Annotated in this window: 15 protein-coding genes and 1 pseudogene; 6 read left to right on the top strand and 10 right to left on the bottom strand. The window is 73.7% G+C overall.

What is annotated here, in order from left to right:
- Nucleotides 1–13: 13 nt before the first annotated feature.
- The 5 genes from JQX11_RS10380 to JQX11_RS10360 all read right to left on the bottom strand — a co-directional run bounded on the left by JQX11_RS10380 (nucleotide 14) and on the right by JQX11_RS10360 (nucleotide 5,262).
- Nucleotides 14–1,594: a bifunctional uroporphyrinogen-III C-methyltransferase/uroporphyrinogen-III synthase gene (locus tag JQX11_RS10380; protein WP_204924778.1), complete on the bottom strand. Its 1,581-nt coding sequence runs from the start codon at nucleotides 1,592–1,594 to the stop codon at nucleotides 14–16.
- Nucleotides 1,591–2,559, bottom strand: coding sequence for a hydroxymethylbilane synthase (gene hemC, locus JQX11_RS10375; protein ID WP_204924777.1), 969 nt, complete (start codon nucleotides 2,557–2,559; stop codon nucleotides 1,591–1,593). Before hemC ends, JQX11_RS10380 begins: the two co-directional genes overlap by 4 nt.
- Nucleotides 2,556–3,947 carry a glutamyl-tRNA reductase gene (locus JQX11_RS10370; RefSeq protein WP_204924776.1) on the bottom strand — a complete coding sequence of 464 codons (1,392 nt, stop codon included), beginning with the start codon at nucleotides 3,945–3,947 and terminating at the stop codon, nucleotides 2,556–2,558. The genes hemC and JQX11_RS10370 overlap by 4 nt, the downstream gene beginning before the upstream one ends.
- Entirely contained in the window at nucleotides 3,944–4,714 is a 771-nt protein-coding gene (locus tag JQX11_RS10365; protein WP_145921832.1) for a redox-sensing transcriptional repressor Rex, read from the bottom strand. Before JQX11_RS10365 ends, JQX11_RS10370 begins: the two co-directional genes overlap by 4 nt.
- Before the next feature lie 293 nt (nucleotides 4,715–5,007).
- A complete protein-coding gene (locus JQX11_RS10360; protein ID WP_204924775.1) occupies nucleotides 5,008–5,262 on the bottom strand; it encodes a glutaredoxin family protein in 255 nt (84 codons plus the stop codon).
- Nucleotides 5,263–6,158: 896 nt separating this feature from the next.
- On the opposite strand from JQX11_RS10360, the pseudogene JQX11_RS10355 reads away from it, so the two are divergent.
- The 3 genes and pseudogenes from JQX11_RS10355 to JQX11_RS10345 form a co-directional block, all read left to right on the top strand.
- Nucleotides 6,159–7,004: pseudogene (locus JQX11_RS10355) on the top strand (ECF subfamily RNA polymerase sigma factor, BldN family); the annotation flags it as partial.
- Nucleotides 7,005–7,233: 229 nt separating this feature from the next.
- On the top strand, nucleotides 7,234–8,097 hold the full coding sequence (locus JQX11_RS10350) for a DUF5667 domain-containing protein (protein WP_204924773.1): 864 nt from the start codon (nucleotides 7,234–7,236) through the stop codon (nucleotides 8,095–8,097).
- A gap of 106 nt (nucleotides 8,098–8,203) precedes the next feature.
- Nucleotides 8,204–9,073, top strand: a complete 870-nt coding sequence (locus JQX11_RS10345; RefSeq protein ID WP_204924772.1) for an HAD family hydrolase — start codon at nucleotides 8,204–8,206, stop codon at nucleotides 9,071–9,073.
- 36 nt (nucleotides 9,074–9,109) lie between these two features.
- Here the strand turns inward: JQX11_RS10345 and JQX11_RS10340 are convergent, their stop codons facing one another.
- The 5 genes from JQX11_RS10340 to JQX11_RS10320 form a co-directional block, all read right to left on the bottom strand.
- Complete coding sequence (locus JQX11_RS10340) at nucleotides 9,110–9,964, bottom strand: lysophospholipid acyltransferase family protein (protein WP_204925012.1); 855 nt, start codon at nucleotides 9,962–9,964, stop codon at nucleotides 9,110–9,112.
- A gap of 155 nt (nucleotides 9,965–10,119) precedes the next feature.
- Nucleotides 10,120–11,193 (bottom strand): NAD-dependent epimerase/dehydratase family protein, encoded by a 1,074-nt coding sequence (locus JQX11_RS10335; protein WP_204924771.1) that lies wholly within the window; start codon nucleotides 11,191–11,193, stop codon nucleotides 10,120–10,122.
- Between the two features lie 119 nt (nucleotides 11,194–11,312).
- On the bottom strand, nucleotides 11,313–11,414 hold the full coding sequence (locus JQX11_RS10330) for a 30S ribosomal protein bS22 (RefSeq protein WP_007465623.1): 102 nt from the start codon (nucleotides 11,412–11,414) through the stop codon (nucleotides 11,313–11,315).
- A gap of 207 nt (nucleotides 11,415–11,621) precedes the next feature.
- The gene (locus tag JQX11_RS10325; protein ID WP_088646105.1) at nucleotides 11,622–11,834 is read right to left on the bottom strand and encodes a helix-turn-helix domain-containing protein; all 213 of its coding nucleotides are present in this window, start codon (nucleotides 11,832–11,834) and stop codon (nucleotides 11,622–11,624) included.
- Nucleotides 11,835–12,013: 179 nt separating this feature from the next.
- On the bottom strand, nucleotides 12,014–12,934 hold the full coding sequence (locus JQX11_RS10320; RefSeq protein ID WP_204924770.1) for a proline dehydrogenase family protein: 921 nt from the start codon (nucleotides 12,932–12,934) through the stop codon (nucleotides 12,014–12,016).
- A 136-nt stretch (nucleotides 12,935–13,070) separates the two neighbouring features.
- Between JQX11_RS10320 and JQX11_RS10315 the strand changes: the two genes are divergently transcribed.
- From JQX11_RS10315 to JQX11_RS10305, 3 genes are read left to right on the top strand one after another with little or no spacing between them, the layout of a single operon-like run.
- A complete protein-coding gene (locus JQX11_RS10315) occupies nucleotides 13,071–13,352 on the top strand; it encodes a hypothetical protein (protein ID WP_232377627.1) in 282 nt (93 codons plus the stop codon).
- Nucleotides 13,353–13,354: 2 nt separating this feature from the next.
- Complete coding sequence (locus JQX11_RS10310) at nucleotides 13,355–14,521, top strand: glutathionylspermidine synthase family protein (protein ID WP_204924769.1); 1,167 nt, start codon at nucleotides 13,355–13,357, stop codon at nucleotides 14,519–14,521.
- A 19-nt stretch (nucleotides 14,522–14,540) separates the two neighbouring features.
- The gene (locus JQX11_RS10305; protein WP_088646103.1) at nucleotides 14,541–15,089 is read left to right on the top strand and encodes a CGNR zinc finger domain-containing protein; all 549 of its coding nucleotides are present in this window, start codon (nucleotides 14,541–14,543) and stop codon (nucleotides 15,087–15,089) included.
- Nucleotides 15,090–15,150 lie beyond the last annotated feature (61 nt).

Genomic DNA, 15,150 nt, shown 5'->3' with positions numbered 1-15,150 from the left:
CCTCCCAGTACGGCTAGCGGAACCTGAGCGCGGTGGGCCCCTGCACCTTCGAACCCCGACGCTGCTTCGCCGGCATGGCGGCGAGCTTCTCCCGCAGTTCGACGGCATAGGCGGCGAGCGCCTCGACCAGGTCGGGCACCGAGGCGTGCGGCGGCTGCACGTCGACCCGCAGGCCGAACTCCGTCGCGGTCTCCGCCGTCTTGGGCCCGATGACGGCAACCACGGTACGCGCGTGCGGCTTCCCGGCGATACCGACGAGGTTACGCACCGTGGAGGAGGACGTGAAGAGCACCGCGTCGAACCCGCCCGACTTGATCGCGTCGCGGATCTCGGCGGGCGGCGGGGCGGCCCGGACCGTCCGGTACGCGGTCACGTCGTCGACCTCCCAGCCGCGCTCGGTGAGCCCGGCGGCGAGCGTCTCGGTGGCGATGTCGGCGCGGGGCAGCAGCACCCGGCCGACCGGGTCGAGGATCTCGTCGTGCGGGGAGAACTCGGCCAGCAGCCCCTCGGAGGACTGCTCCCCGTCGGGCACCAGCTCCGGCTGGATGCCGAAGGCGCGCACCGCGTCGGCGGTGGCCTCACCGATGCAGGCGATCTTGACGCCGCCGAAGTGCCGGGCGTCGAGACCGTGCTCGGCGAACTTCTCCCAGACCGCCCGGACCGCGTTGACCGAGGTGAAGATCACCCAGGCGTACCGGCCGTCGACCAGCCCCTTGACCGCCCGCTCCATCTGCGCCGGGGTACGCGGCGGCTCCACCGCGATCGTCGGCACCTCGCACGGGATCGCCCCGTACGCGCGCAGCCGGGCGCTCATCGCCCCGGCCTGCTCCTTCGTCCGGGGGACGAGCACCTTCCAGCCGTACAGCGGGCGGTTCTCCCACCAGCTCAGCCGGTCCCGCTGGCCGACGCCCTCGCCGACGGTGAGCACCACCCGGCCGGTGAAGCCCAGCGCCGCCGCGACGAACGAGTCCACGCTCGACGTGGTGGTGTACTGCGTCTCGCCGGTGCCGTCGCCGGTCACCCCGACCCCGGTGCTGCCGTCCACCCCGGCGGCCAGCAGACCGTCCCGCACGGCGGCCAGGTCACCGGCGTCGACCGCCAGGGCCAGCGAACCCCGGGCGACGGCCGCGGCGAGCGCGTCGAAGTCCAGCGCGCCGACGTCCTCCACGTCGGCGGCGGTGCGTACCCCGGGCAGCGGCACCCCGGCGTAGGTGGCGACGCCCTCGGCCTGGCCGACGCCCGGCACCACCTCGAAGTGCGCGGCGGTACGCGCGACCGCCTGCACCTCCTTGACCACCGAGTCGTGGCCGAACGGGTCACCGGCGACCAGGTGCACCGCGTTGAGCCCGGAGCGGGCCGCGCTGATGAGCATCTTCGCCACGTCGCCCGGCACGCCCTCGGCGGGGCTGAACTGGGCGTCGGACCGGGCCTGGGCCCGGACCACGTCGAGCAGCGTCTCGGGGACTCCCCGGTCGTACACCACCTGGTCGGCGTCGACCAGGGCGTCGTGGGCCCGGCGGGTCAGCAGGCCCGGGTCACCGGGTCCGGCACCGACGAACGCGATGCGGCCGACGGGCTTACGGGTGCGGGTCATTCTGTGCTCCCAAATTGCTGGGTCCCCGGGCCGGTGCTTCCTTCGTGGCCGAGGATCGAGTCGGCGCCGAGTTCGAGGAGTTCGGCGGCGAGTGCCTTGCCGATCTCCGCCGCGTCGGCGGGCGTTCCGGTGCGGGACAGCCGGATGTCTCGCGAACCGTCCGGGCTGATCACCGCCCCGCGCAGGTAGATCTCATCACCGGCGTCGCCTTCGGCGAGTTCGGCGTAGGCGGCGACCGGGGCGGAGCACCCGGCCTCCAGGGTGGCCAGCAACGCGCGTTCCGCGACGACTGCGGCCCGCGACGGTGCGTGGTCGAGCACGGCGAGCAGCTCGACCAGGTCGGAGTCGTCGGCCCGGCACTCCACGGCCAGCGCGCCCTGGGCGGGCGCGGGCAGCATCAGCATCGGGTCGAGCGTTTCGGTGATCACGTCGGTGCGGCCGAGCCGGGCCAGCCCGGCCCGTGCCACGACGACGGCGTCGAGGTCGGCGTCCGGGCCGAGCACCCGGGCGAGCCGGCTGTCGACGTTGCCCCGGATCGGGGTGACCTCCAGGTGCAGGCCGAGGGCGTGCACCTGGGCGATGCGGCGCAGCGCGCCGGTGCCGACCACGGCCCCCGGCGGCAGCTCGGCGAGGGTACGCCCACCGGTGGCGACCAGCGCGTCGCGCGGGTCCTGCCGGGGTGGCACGGCCGCGACGTGCAGCCCGCTCGCCCCGGCGGTCGGCAGGTCCTTGTAGGAGTGCACGGCCAGGTCGATGGTGCCGGCGGTCAACGCGTCGCGCAGCGCCGACACGAAGACGCCGACGCCGAGGCGCTGCACCGGCGCGGACGACCGGTCCCCGGCGGTGACCACCTCGACCAGCTCGACGGCGCGGCCGGTCGCCGCGGTGATCGCCTCGGCGACGTGGCCGGACTGGGCCATCGCCAGGGCGCTGCCCCGGGTGCCGAGGCGCAGGGGGGTACTCATCGCTCACCTCCGGTGGGCGGCTGGTCGGTGTCGGTCGCCGGCACGTCGGCCACCCCGAACGAACCACGGCCGTCGACGGTCTGGACCACGTCGGGCACCGCGTCGACCCCGGAGGTCTGCGGCACCTCCAGGTCGAACAGTTCGCGCAGCAGCGCGGCGTACTGGTCACCGCCCGGTTCGGCGGCGAGCTGGCGGACCTTGACGGTGGGCTGGTGCAGCAGCCGTTGCACCACCCGGTGCACCGTGCGGGCCACCTCGGCGCGCTGGTCGTCGCTGAAGTCCGGGCGACGCTGGGCGAGCCGGCGCAGTTCGGCGGTCACCACGTCGTCGGCGCGTCCGCGCAGGGCGGCCACGGTGGGCGCCACGTCGGCCCCGCGCAGCCAGCTCAGGAACGCCTCGACCTCGGCGGCCACGATCCGGCCCACCTCGGCGGCGTCGGCGGCGGCCGGGCCGTCGGCGAGCAGTGCGGCCATCCGGTCGATGTCGATCACCTCGACGCCGGGCAGCCCGGCCACCTCGGGTGCGACGTCGCGGGGCACGGCGAGGTCGAGCAGGACCAGCGGCCCCCGGTCGGGGTCGCGGCGGTCGAGCGCCCGGGTCACCACGTCGACGGTGAGGACCGGTTCGGTGGCCGCGGTGGCGGCCACTACGATGTCCACTGTGGAGAGCGCGGGGACGAGTCCGGCGATCGGGACGGCGTTCGCCCCGTACGACTCGGCCAGCCGGACGGCCCGGTCGGCCCCCCGGTTGGTGACGGTGAGCGGCCCGGCGGCCCGGCGGGACAGCGTCGCCAGGCTCAGCGCGCCCATCGCGCCGGCCCCGACCACCAGGGCCGGCCGGCCGGCGAGGTCGCCGTCGAGCAGTTCGGCGGTGAGGTCCAGGGCGGCCGTGACGACGCTCTGCCCGGCCCGGTCGATGCCGGTCTCGGCGTGGGCCCGCTTGCCGACCCGCAGCGCCTGCTGCATCAGCTCGTGCAGCAGCCGTCCGGCGGTGTCCGCGCCGGAGGCCCAGTGGTAGGCGTCGCGGAGCTGGCCGAGGATCTGCGCCTCGCCGACCACCATGGAGTCCAGCCCGGCGGCGACCCGGAACACGTGGTCGACGGCGGCCGAGTCGTAGTGCACGTAGAGGTGGCTGGCGAAGGCGGCGGGCGGCGCGCCGGCCTGCTCGGCGAGAACGGCGCAGACGTCGCCGAGACCGCCGTGGAAACCGGACACGGCGGCGTACACCTCCACCCGGTTGCAGGTGGAGACGAGCACCGCCTCGGCGACGTACGGCTGGGCGACCAGGCGGTCCAGGGTGCGGGTGAGGTCGGCGGGGGCGACGGCAAGCTGCTCCAGCGTGGCCACGGGAGCGGTGCGGTAGGACGCGCCGACGACGAGCAGCTTCACGTGCCGATCGCCTCCTGGGTGTCGGGGGTCGCGAGCCCGCCGGGCAGGGCGGTGAGGGCGGAGCCGCCGGCGGCGGGCAGCGCGGTCAACGACGCCTTGCGGTGCTCGTGGAAGGACAGGATCTGAAGCTCGATGGCGAGATCGACCTTGCGTACGTCGACCCCGTCCGGCACCGAGAGTACGCACGGCGCGAAGTTGAGGATGCTCGTGACGCCGACGGCGACCAACTGCTCGGCCACCGCCTGGGCGGCCGGCGCGGGGGTGGCGATCACGCCGATCGAGATCGCCTCCTCGGCGGCGACCCGGGGCAGCTCGTCGACGTGCCGGACGACCAGCCCGTTGATCATCTCGCCGACCCGCGACGCGTCGGCGTCGAACAGGGCGGCGATCCGGAAACCCCGGCTGGCGAAGCCGTCGTAGCCGGCCAGGGCGTGACCGAGATTACCCACCCCGACCAGGGCGACCGCCCGGCGCTGGGTGAGCCCGAGCACGAACTCGATCTGGTCGATCAAGAGGGCGACGTCGTAGCCGACCCCCCGGGTGCCGTACGAGCCGAGGTGGGAGAGGTCCTTGCGGAGCTTGGCCGAGTTGACCCCGGCGGCCCCGGCCAGGCCCTCGCTGGAGACCGTCTCGTGGCCGGCGTCGGCAAGGTTGTGCAGGGCGCGAAGATACTCGGGGAGCCGCGCGACGGTCGCCTCCGGGAGGTCCGGGAGCGCCGGTACGGCACCGGCGCGGCCGGGCGCGCCAGGGTGACGGTGCTGACTCATGAGACTCCGTGCGGTGCGATCCTCGGCCGGCTCCGGTGCCCGCCCGTTGGGGGACCCCCGCCGGTGGCCGGGCGAGCCGGCCGTGCTAGCAGGGCGCGTCGAAACTACAGAGTAGGCGCTTGTGAAGACGTGCACAAATCGCGATCTTGCTGAATCGCGGCCCCCCTGCACCTGCTCCCCCATCTCACAAGATCGATCGGGCACGCCAGCGGTGCCGCCGCGCGATTATTGCGCAATCCCGACTTCTCTCACCAATCGCGCTTGCTCGATGACCCAGCGTGATCCGCGCCACCCTAGAGCTGGGGGGTGGTCAGGTCGCGCAGCAACCGCTCCTCCTCCACCCGCCAGTAGCCGTGCTCTTTGCCGTCGAGCAGCACCACCGGCAGCCGGTCGCCGTACTCACGCTCCAACTCCACGTCGCCGGTGACGTCCTTCTCCACCCACCGGTCCCCGGTGACCGCCACCACCCGCTCCAGCGCGGCCTTGGCGTCGTCGCACAGGTGGCAACCGGGGCGGGTGATCAGGGCGAGCCGGGCGGCAGTGGACATCGGGACCTCCGGGTGAGGGCGGCCGGACTCGGCCGCGACGGGGATGCGCGCGGTGGACGGACCGCCGCGCACCGGTGCCGGATGCCCGGCGGCGGGCCGGGCACGCCCGCCCAGTCTCGCCCGTCCCCGGGTGCGGCACACCCGGGACGCCCGAGCCGGTCGCGCGGTGGCTGAGTCTGGCACGCCGTCGACCGCCCGGCCAGGCCCACACACCGAACCGTCACGCAGCGTCGACCGGGACCACCCGAACGGGGCCGACACGACCGCCCCCGGGGCGGTGCCGGACGGGCCCGTGGGCCCCCGTCGCCGGACCGGCCGGGCGGGGTGCCGGTGACCCTCCACGACCCCCCTGGGCTGCAATTTCCATCAAGGAACAAGTCGCGACGTGAAAGTCAACCGACCACGACGGACAACCGGTCCGCCAGGGGTCGGCGGGCCGGGCAAATACTTTGGCCCTGTGTAACGGACTTGGCACACGCGGGTGACGTTGGCCCTATCATCACTCGGGTCGGCTCACCCCATTTGCCGTGAGTCGACACCCCTCAGCCCGAGGAGGCCCCCGTGCCTGTGCGCGCATTGGACCAGCACCTCAAGGGGATCTGCCGCGCGTCGGCACCCCCCCACACGGCCCTGCCCGTCCGGGGCAGACCCGGCACGGCGGCCGCCCGCCGCCGTCCGGTCACGGTCGTGACCCGCTGCGGGGAGGCCCGGTGACCGCCTTCGGCTACCCGGATCATCCCACCGGACTGACCGGGCCGACGCCCCGGGCGTCGGTCAACGAACGGCTCGACCCGGCCCGCCCGGAGGCGACGCCCCGCCGGCCGCACCAGCGTCCGCACCCCAACGAGGCGGCCCCCCGGCCCGCCGCCCCCGGCGGCAACGCCACGCCGGCCGGCCGGGTGGCCTCCCACTCCCGCCCCCCCATGCCGACGCAGACCCGACGGGTCGGCGAGCCGCCCGCCACCACCGATCCCGCCGGCGGGGAGACCGCCGTGATACCGGTGGTGCCGGCCGACGACACCGCCGTCATCCCGGCCGTACCCGCCGACGACACCGCCCTGATCCCGGCCGTACCCGGGGGGCAGCCGACGGTCCCGGCCGCCGGACCGCCCGCCACCGCGACGCCGCCCGCCGGCACCTCCCCCACCGGCTTCCCGAGCCGCCCCGACCCGTCCGACCCGGCCACCGAGGTCTGGACGCTGGTGGAGCGGGCCCAGGCCGGCGAGGCCGAGGCGTTCGGCCTCATCTACGACCGGTACGTCGACACCGTCTTCCGGTTCGTCTACTTCCGGGTCGGCAACCGGCAGCTGGCCGAGGACCTCACCTCGGACACCTTCCTGCGCGCCCTCAAGCGGATCGGCAGCTTCACCTGGCAGGGCCGCGACCTCGGAGCCTGGCTGGTCACCATCGCCCGCAACCTGGTCGCCGACCACTTCAAGTCCGGCCGCTACCGGCTGGAGGTGACCACCGGTGACGTGCTCGACGCCGACCGGGAGGACCGCGGCCCGGAGGGCAGCCCCGAGGCGGCGGTGGTCGAGCACATCACCAACGTCGCGCTGCTCACCGCCGTCACCCGGCTCAACCCGGAGCAGCAGGAGTGCATCGTGCTCCGCTTCCTCCAGGGTCTCTCGGTGGCCGAGACCGCCCGCGCGATGGGCAAGAACGAGGGAGCGATCAAGGCGTTGCAGTACCGAGCGGTCCGCGCGTTGGCCCGTCTGCTTCCGGACGGTTTCCAGCCCTGACCTGCCGCGACGATCACTCTTCGTGATTTCACTCCCGACCGTCCCGTAACCGGGGCCCGGCACGGAGCGTTTCTCCGGGTGCGGCCGGTGGTTGTCCGGCGCACCCCGGACCCGTCCCGGTCCGGAGCAGCGCCGCCGACCACGACCCTGGTACGACGGTGCACGCCGCCGCCGGTCGCGTGGACCACCGCGGCCGACCGGCCGTGACCAGCGAGAGGGGGTGCCTGCGGTGGACAGCGACCTTTTCTCCCGTCGTCGGGCCGTACGCTTCGCCCAGCTTCTCGACGAGGCCAACGGCGGCCGACGCCACCACGTCCGGTCCCGCGCCGACGACCAGCTCACCAGGCTCGTGGCGGTCGGGCAGCGACTCGTCGCCGAACGACCCGACATCCGGGTGGACGTCGAGTTCCGCGCCGGCCTGCGGGCCATGCTGGTGGCCGCCGCCGAACGCGAGCACGCCACCGAACCGGTCACCGACGGCACGTCGCAGGCCACCGGCCGGGGCTCCCTGTTGGGCGGGGCGACCGCCCGACGGGCCCGCGCCCGGGGCGCGATCCTGGTCGGCATCGCGGCCGGGGCGGTCGCCGTCTCCGGCATCTCGGCCGCCAGCGAGAACGCGGTACCGGGCGACGCCCTGTACGGCATGAAGCGCTCCACCGAACGCGCCCAGCTCGCCCTGGCCAGCTCGGACGTCAGCCGGGGGCAACTCTTCCTCGACTTCGCCCGGACCCGGCTCGACGAGGCGGCCACGCTCCGCGACGACGCGACCGGGTTCGGCGCGGTGCTCGACGACATGGACGCCGACACCCGCCAGGGCGTACGACTGCTCACCGGCGGTGCCGTGCAGCACGGCGATCCGGCGGCGCTGGACGCGGTGAACACCTTCGTCAGCGGGCAGCGCCGGGCGGTCGGCGGCCTGCTCGACGGGGCCGGCTCCGCCGAACGGGAACGCACCAGGCAGTCCCTCGCCCTGCTCGACGCCATCCGCCGGCGCTCCGACGCGCTGCGTACCGCGCTCGCCTGCGCGCTGCCCGCCCCGGTCGGCAGCGACGCCCTCGGCCCGGTGCCCGGCACCTGCCCGACCGACCGCTGACCGGCGACGGAGCCGCACGCCACACTTCCCGTGCCGACCGGCCGGCCACGGTCCGCGCCCGGACTAGGCTCGATCATGAAGGGTCGCTCGTCGGAGGGGAGGCGCCATGGCCGGCACCCGAAGGGTCACGGTCAGCACCGACGCCCACGGACACACCACCGGATGGGCGGACGCGACGGCCGTCGGGCCCACGCCGACCGACCCCCGCGCCGCCGCGTTCTTCGACGTCGACAACACGATGATGCGCGGCGCGTCGATCTACTGGTTCGCCCGGGGGCTCGCCGCCCGCCGCTACTTCACCACCGGCGACCTGGCCCGGTTCGCCTGGCAGCAGGCCCGGTACCGGGTGCTGGCCACCGAGCACGCCGGCGACATGTCACAGGCCCGGGAGGCCGCCCTCGCCTTCGTCGAGGGCTGGCGGGTCGGTGACGTCGAACGGCTCGCCGAGGAGATCTTCGACGAGTTGATGGCGCCCCGGATCTGGGCCGGCACCCGTCGGCTCGCCCAGCGGCACCTCGACGCCGGGCAGCGGGTCTGGCTGGTCAGCGCCGCGCCTGTGGAGATCGGCCGGGTGATCGCCGCCCGACTCGGCCTGACCGGCGCGATCGGCACCGTCGCCGAGGTGGTCGACGGGGCGTACACCGGTCGGCTGGTGGGCGAGCTGATGCACGGGCCGGCCAAGGCCGAGGCGGTCACCCAGCTCGCCATGGTCGAAGGGCTCGACCTGCCCCGCTGCACCGCCTACAGCGACTCCAGCAACGACCTGCCGATGCTCACCACGGTGGGACGCGCGGTGGCGGTCAACCCGGACGGCGCGTTGCTGCGGGTGGCCCGGGAACGGGGCTGGGAGGTGCGGGACTTCCGCACCGGTCGCCGGGCCGCGCGGATCGCCGTACCGTCGACGGCCGCGCTCGGGTTGCTGGCCGGCGCGGTCTCCGCCGGTCGGGCACTGCACCGACGCCGCCGCCCGGCCTGACCCGGGCCACCGCGTCGCCCGGGCTCCGGGGAGCGGTCAGGGTCCGAACGGGTCGGGGCGGCGTTCCAGGAGCTGGTGCAGGGTCTGCTGGATGGTCTCCCGGACCTGGTCGGCGAGGTTGAACACGACCAGCGGGTCGTCGGCCGAGTCGGTCAGGTGCGCGGTCGGGATCGGCGGGCAGAACTCGATCAGCCACTTGCTCGGCAGCGGCACCATGCCCAGCGGCCCCAGCAACGGGAACGTCGGGGTGACCGGGAAGTAGGGCAGCTTGAGCAGCCGGGCCAGCGGCTTGATGTCGGCGAGCATCGGATAGATCTCCTCGCCGCCGACGATGGCGACCGGGACGATCGGGGTGCCGGTGCGCAACGCCGCCGAGACGAAACCACCCCGACCGAAGCGTTGCAGCTTGTAGCGGTCGGAGTAGAGCTTGCCGATGCCCTTGAACCCCTCCGGGAAGACGCCCACCAGCTCCCCGTTGCCGAGCAGCCGCTCGGCGTCCGGGTTGCAGGCGACCGTACCGCCGGTCTTGCGGGCCAACTCGGAGACGACGGGCATCCGGAAGACCAGGTCCGCGCCGAGCAGCCGCAGGTAGCGGTGGGCGGGATGCTGGTCGTGCAGGGCCGCGGAGAGGATCAGCGCGTCCAGGGCTACCGTGCCGGAGTGGTTGCCGACCACCAGGCCGGCGCCGTCTGCGGGTACGTGTTCCAGGCCGGTGACCTCGGTACGGAACCAGTCGCGGTAGAGCAGCCGCAGCAGCGGGTGGAAGACCGTCCCGGTCAGCTCCGGGTCGAAGCCGAACTCGTCCACCTCGTACTGGCCGGACAGGCGGCGGCGCAGGAACGCCAGCCCGGAGGCGACCCGACGGTCCCACTGGTCACCGGGCCGCTCCACCCCCGGCGAGCGCCCACCCGCCGGACCGGAGCCGGCCGGATCGGAGGCGGCCGGGGTGGGACGGGGCGTCGCGGGGACGGTCGGGTCGGGGCCCGAGCCGTTGCGCGAGGCAAGGGCGGGTGGCGTGGTGAGCCGACGGTGGCCGTTCTGCGCGGTCACGTACGGTCCCGGACGGCGGAGCGGACCTGCCGGATGCTCTCCAGCACCGCCTGCTCGGCGGAGGCGAGCCGGTCCGGGGTGACCACCACCCCGCCGTGATGGGCCCGGATGAAGTCGTCGAACGCCGCCGCCGTGGTACGCGGGGTGAAGCCGTACTCCCGGGTCAGTCGGCGGGTGTCGACCACCCGGCCGTGCACGATCAGGTCGACCTGGTCGAGGCCGTAGCGGCCGAAGCCGAGGTTACGGGCGATCGCGGCAGCCCCGGACAGCCCCGGCTCCCACACCGGTACGGCCACCCGGCCGGCCCGACGGATCGCCTGGGACAGCGAGAGCACCCCCGGCCCGGCCACGTTGTACGTGCCCGGGTGGTCCTCGGCGACGGACCGGTGCAGCACCTCCAGGGCGTCGTCGAAGTGCACGAACTGGAGCCGGGGGTCACGGCCGAAGACGGTGGGCACCACCGGCCGGGAGAAGTAGCGGGTGAGCGTGGTGTCGGCGGTGGAGCCGATGAACGGGGCGAACCGCAGCACCGTCGCGGTCACGTCGGGCCGACGGCGGCGGAAGCCGCGCACGTACCCCTCGATGTCGAGGATGTCGCGGCCGAAACCGCCGCGCGGCACCTCACGGGGCTCGGTCTCCTCGGTGAAGACCGCCGGGTCGCGGAAGGACGCGCCGTAGGCGGCGGTCGACGACCGGACCACCAGCTTGCGCAGCCGGGGCGCCCGCTGGCAGGCGGCGAGCAGCTGCATGGTGCCGATGACGTTCTGTTCCTTCATCGCCCCCCGACCGCCGTGCTGCGGGTCGGGGGCGGTGACCAGGGCGAGGTGGACCACGGCGGCGACGTCGAGGTCGGCCAGCAGGCCGCCGAGCGAGTCGAGGTCCAGCCGGACGCGTTCCACCCGGTCGAGCAGGCCGGCGAACTCGGGGCCGGGGGTGGCCGGGTCGATGCCGATCACCCGTTCGATCCGGGGGTCGGCGGCGAGCCGGGCGGCGACGTGCGCGCCGAGGTAGCGACCGACCCCGGTCACGACGACGACCCCCGGAGCACCTGAGGTGCCACCGGGGGTCATCGTGCACGCCCTGACCGGCAGGAGTGATCGAGCCGGGATGTCCGCGGCCTGATCACCTGAGCCTCCGGGGGTCGACAGTTGGCAAGTGGTACCGGACGCCGGGGGTGACCCGGCGTCGGTCACTTGCCGAGACGGCGACGCTGGACGCGGGTCTTGCGCAGCAGCTTGCGGTGCTTCTTCTTAGCCATGCGCTTGCGACGCTTCTTGACCACCGAGCCCATACGACAGCCTTTCAATGCAACGTTCGGGACGGACCCTCGGCGTCGAGATGGTGACGCCGGTGGCCGCTTTACGGACAACGGACCTGGACCAGCCTGGTGGCGTCGGGGCGCACCGGCGCACGGTCAGATCGGGCTCCAGGGTAGCCGGAGAGCGTCAGCAGGACCAACGCGCCCCCGTCGATGCCCGTTACGTCGCGATCGGCGGGGTCAGGCGGTCTCCTGGAACGCCCCCCGCAGATAGTCGTGCACCGCGTGCTCGGGCACCCGGAACGACCGGCCCACCCGCACGGCGGTGAGTTCACCGCTGTGCACCAGGCGGTAGACCGTCATCTTGGAGACCCGCATCACCGAGGCCACCTCGGCGACCGTGAGGAACCTGACGTCCGACAGCCGACCGTCGGAGGACTGCGACCCGGCCATGGCTCACCCGACCCATCCCATGCCCGGCGCGCGCCACCCGACGGAGCTCCCGTACGGGCCGGCAACGCGCGTGTTACCAGTACGGTAGCGGGGCGGCTGTGACCTGCGCGATCCCTTCCCACAACTGATCGCGCTCCAGGCGTCGTTCACCCGGTCGTGACCTGGTGTTCCCCGGTGGCCTACTTCTTCGAGGCCAGGGCCCGACCGAAGAAGACCAGGTTCGCGGGGCGCTCGGCGAGACGGCGCATCAGGTAGCCGTACCAGTCCTCCCCGTACGGCAGGTAGGTGCGCACCGTGTAGCCCTCGCCGGCCAGCCGGGCCTGCTCCTCGGGGCGGATGCCGTACAGCATCTGGAACTCGAACTCGCCGGGCCCCCGGTCGAACCAGCGGGCCCGGTCCTCACCGATGGCGATCAGGCGCGGGTCGTGGGTGGCCAGCATCGGGTAGCCCGCCCCGGACATCAGCACGTTGAGGCAGCGCACGTACGACTTGTCCACCTCCCGGGCCGACTGGTACGCCACCGACTCCGGCTCGGCGTACGCGCCCTTGCACAACCGGACCCGCGACCCGGCACCCGCCAGCTCCCGGCAGTCCGACTCGGTGCGCCGCAGGTACGCCTGGAGCACCGCTCCGGTCGACGGGTGGTCCTTGCGCAGCTTGACCAGCGTGTCCAGGGTCGAGTCGGTGGTGGTGTGGTCCTCCATGTCCAGGGTGACCGTGGTGCCCGCCTCGTCGGCCGCCACGCAGATCGCCCGCGCGTTGTCGTAGGCGAGCTGCTCGTCGAAGCGCTGACCGAGGGCGGAGAGCTTCACGCTCACCTCGGCGGCCGGGGTGAGCCCGGCGGCGTCGAGCGCCCGCAGCAGGGCGAGGTACTCGTCCCGGGTGGCGGTGGCCTGGTCGGGGGTGACGGTGTCCTCGCCGAGGTTGTCGAGGGTGACCGTCAGGCCGTCGGCGACGAGTTCGCGGGTGGCGCGCAACGCGTCGTCGGTGCCGGTGCCGGCGACGAACCGGCGGACGACGTCCCGGGTGAACGGGGCCGTCGCGACGAGCCGCTCGACCTGGGATGACCGGGAGGCGGCGAGGATGACGGAACGGAGCATGAGCCGAGCGTAACGCCCGACCGTGCGGCCGCGCCCGGCGGCGGGGCGGACCGGTTCCGGCGGCCGGGCGGACCGGTTCCGGCCACGGCAGCAGGCCGGTCAGGGGACGCGCCGGTGGCGTGGATCAGTTACAACCATGAACGTGGAACGACACCCCCGCCGCCGGCTGCGGTCGGCCTCCGTGCAGCTCGGCGCGCTCACCGCGCTGGCACTCGCCCTCTCCGGCTGCAACCTCACCTCCGACGACGACGATGACGACTGCGCCCTCGGGCCGGTCGGTGGCGGGGACACCGTGGCGCTCGCCATGCAGGTGCCGACCGTGGGCATCGACCCCCGGGCCGCCGCGCCCGACCCGGTGGCCGGCGCGCTGCCGGAGCGCGGCGGATTCGGCACCCATCTCGCCTCCTGCGGCGGCTGACGGTGCGCCGGGAGCGGGTCACCCCCCGACCGGACTTCGACGCGGTGATCCGTACCCAGGGCCTGGTGTACGTCGACACCGAACTGCCCGACGGCGAGATCATGTCGTACTGGGACGAGTCCGCCGCGTACGCCTTCGACCTCGACGAGGTGCTGCGGCTGGAGGAGGCGACCGAGGAGCTGCACCGGATGTCGGTGGCCGCCGCCGAGCACGTGGTGGCCCGCAGCCGGTACGCCGAGTTCGGCATCCCCGCGTGGGCGGCGCAGGCGGTCGCCCGGTCGCTGCACGAGCGCCCACCCACCCTGTACGGCCGGTTCGACCTCGCCTACGACGGCACGTGGCCGCCGAAGCTGCTGGAGTACAACGCCGACACCCCGACCGCCCTGGTCGAGGCGAGCATCGTGCAGTGGTACTGGCTGGAGGACACCCGGCCCGACGCCGACCAGTGGAACAGCCTGCACGAGCGGCTGGTCGGGGCGTGGGCCAAGATCGGGGCGGGGCTGCACGACCGGCGGGTGCACGTGTGCTGGTCCAACGAGGAGGAGTCCGGCGAGGACCAGATCACCGCCGGCTACCTGGCCGAGACGGCCCGGCAGGCCGGGCTGGACGTGACCCTGCTGCCGATCCAGCACGTCGGCTGGGACGGCCGGCGCTTCGTCGACGCCGCCGACCGGCCGGTCACCAATTGCTTCAAGCTCTACCCGTGGGAGTGGATGCTGGCCGAGCCGTACGGCCGACCGGCGCTGGAGCCGGGCACCCCGACCACCTGGATCGAACCGGCCTGGAAGCTGCTGCTGTCGAACAAGGCGCTGCTGGCCGTGCTCTGGGAGCTGTACCCGGGGCACGAGTACCTGCTGCCGGCGTACCTGGACTCGCCACGCGGGATGCCGGAGTACGTGGCGAAGCCGCTGCTCGGCCGCGAGGGTGGTTCGGTACGCATCGTGACCGGCGACACGGAGATCAGCAATCCCGGGATCTATGGCGACGAGGGTTTCTGCTATCAGGAGTTCCGGCCGTTGCCGCAGTTCGACGGGGGTCGGATGGTGCTGGGTAGCTGGATCGTCGACGGCGAGTCGGCAGGCGTCGGCATCCGGGAGAGCGAGAGTCTGATCACCGACGGTTACGCGCGCTTCCTGCCGCACTACATCGACGCGCCGCGTGCCGCGTGAGTCGTCTACCGTTGGTCGGGTGAACTTCGACGCGTACGCCAGGACCGGGGTTGACCTCGTCAACGCCCACCTGGACGACCTCGACGACCTGCGGGCCCTCATTCCGGACGAGAACGCGTGGATGCGCGACGAGGTGGCCGACCGGGACCTGGCGGTCTTCCGACGGGCGCAGAAGCGGTTGCGCGACGTCTTCGAGTACGGCACCTCGGGGCGCGACGCCCAGGCGGTGGCCGAACTGAACGCGCTGCTGGAGGCGTTCCCGGTGCAGCCGCGCATCTCCGGCCACGATTCCAGCGACTGGCACATGCACGTGACCAGCCGGGGCGCCTCGGTCAGCGCCGAATACCTGGCCGGCGCGGCGTGGGGCCTGTCGGTGTGGCTCTGCGAGTACGGCAGCGCCCGGTTCGGGGTCTGCGCCGACGAACGTTGCGGCAACGTCTACCTGGACACCTCGTCGAACTGCTGCCGCCGGTTCTGCTCGGAGCGCTGCGCCACCCGCTCGCACGTGGCCGCCCACCGCGCCCGCAAGCGCGCCGCCGAACAACCCACCCTCACCCCGGTCCCCTGACCCCTCCCCCGCGCTCTCCCACTCTCCCCCGCCCGCCTCACCGCTCCCACCGCGCCGCCTC

Origin of the sequence: Micromonospora humida (genome assembly GCF_016901255.1) — a bacterium.
GTDB lineage: Bacteria > Actinomycetota > Actinomycetes > Mycobacteriales > Micromonosporaceae > Micromonospora > Micromonospora wenchangensis.
Note: the sequence above shows the minus strand (reverse complement) of the source record. Positions and strands in the feature narration are given on the sequence as shown.

Bases quoted from the DNA above. Each gene is read 5' to 3' on its own strand.
- JQX11_RS10380 (WP_204924778.1), bottom strand. From the start codon at position 1,594: ATGACCCGCACCCGTAAGCCCGTCGGCCGCATCGCGTTCGTCGGTGCC.
- hemC (WP_204924777.1), bottom strand. From the start codon at position 2,559: ATGAGTACCCCCCTGCGCCTCGGCACCCGGGGCAGCGCCCTGGCGATG.
- JQX11_RS10365 (WP_145921832.1), bottom strand. From the start codon at position 4,714: ATGAGTCAGCACCGTCACCCTGGCGCGCCCGGCCGCGCCGGTGCCGTA.
- JQX11_RS10360 (WP_204924775.1), bottom strand. From the start codon at position 5,262: ATGTCCACTGCCGCCCGGCTCGCCCTGATCACCCGCCCCGGTTGCCAC.
- JQX11_RS10345 (WP_204924772.1), top strand. From the start codon at position 8,204: ATGGCCGGCACCCGAAGGGTCACGGTCAGCACCGACGCCCACGGACAC.
- JQX11_RS10335 (WP_204924771.1), bottom strand. From the start codon at position 11,193: ATGACCCCCGGTGGCACCTCAGGTGCTCCGGGGGTCGTCGTCGTGACC.
- JQX11_RS10330 (WP_007465623.1), bottom strand. From the start codon at position 11,414: ATGGGCTCGGTGGTCAAGAAGCGTCGCAAGCGCATGGCTAAGAAGAAG.
- JQX11_RS10325 (WP_088646105.1), bottom strand. From the start codon at position 11,834: ATGGCCGGGTCGCAGTCCTCCGACGGTCGGCTGTCGGACGTCAGGTTC.
- JQX11_RS10320 (WP_204924770.1), bottom strand. From the start codon at position 12,934: ATGCTCCGTTCCGTCATCCTCGCCGCCTCCCGGTCATCCCAGGTCGAG.
- JQX11_RS10315 (WP_232377627.1), top strand. From the start codon at position 13,071: ATGAACGTGGAACGACACCCCCGCCGCCGGCTGCGGTCGGCCTCCGTG.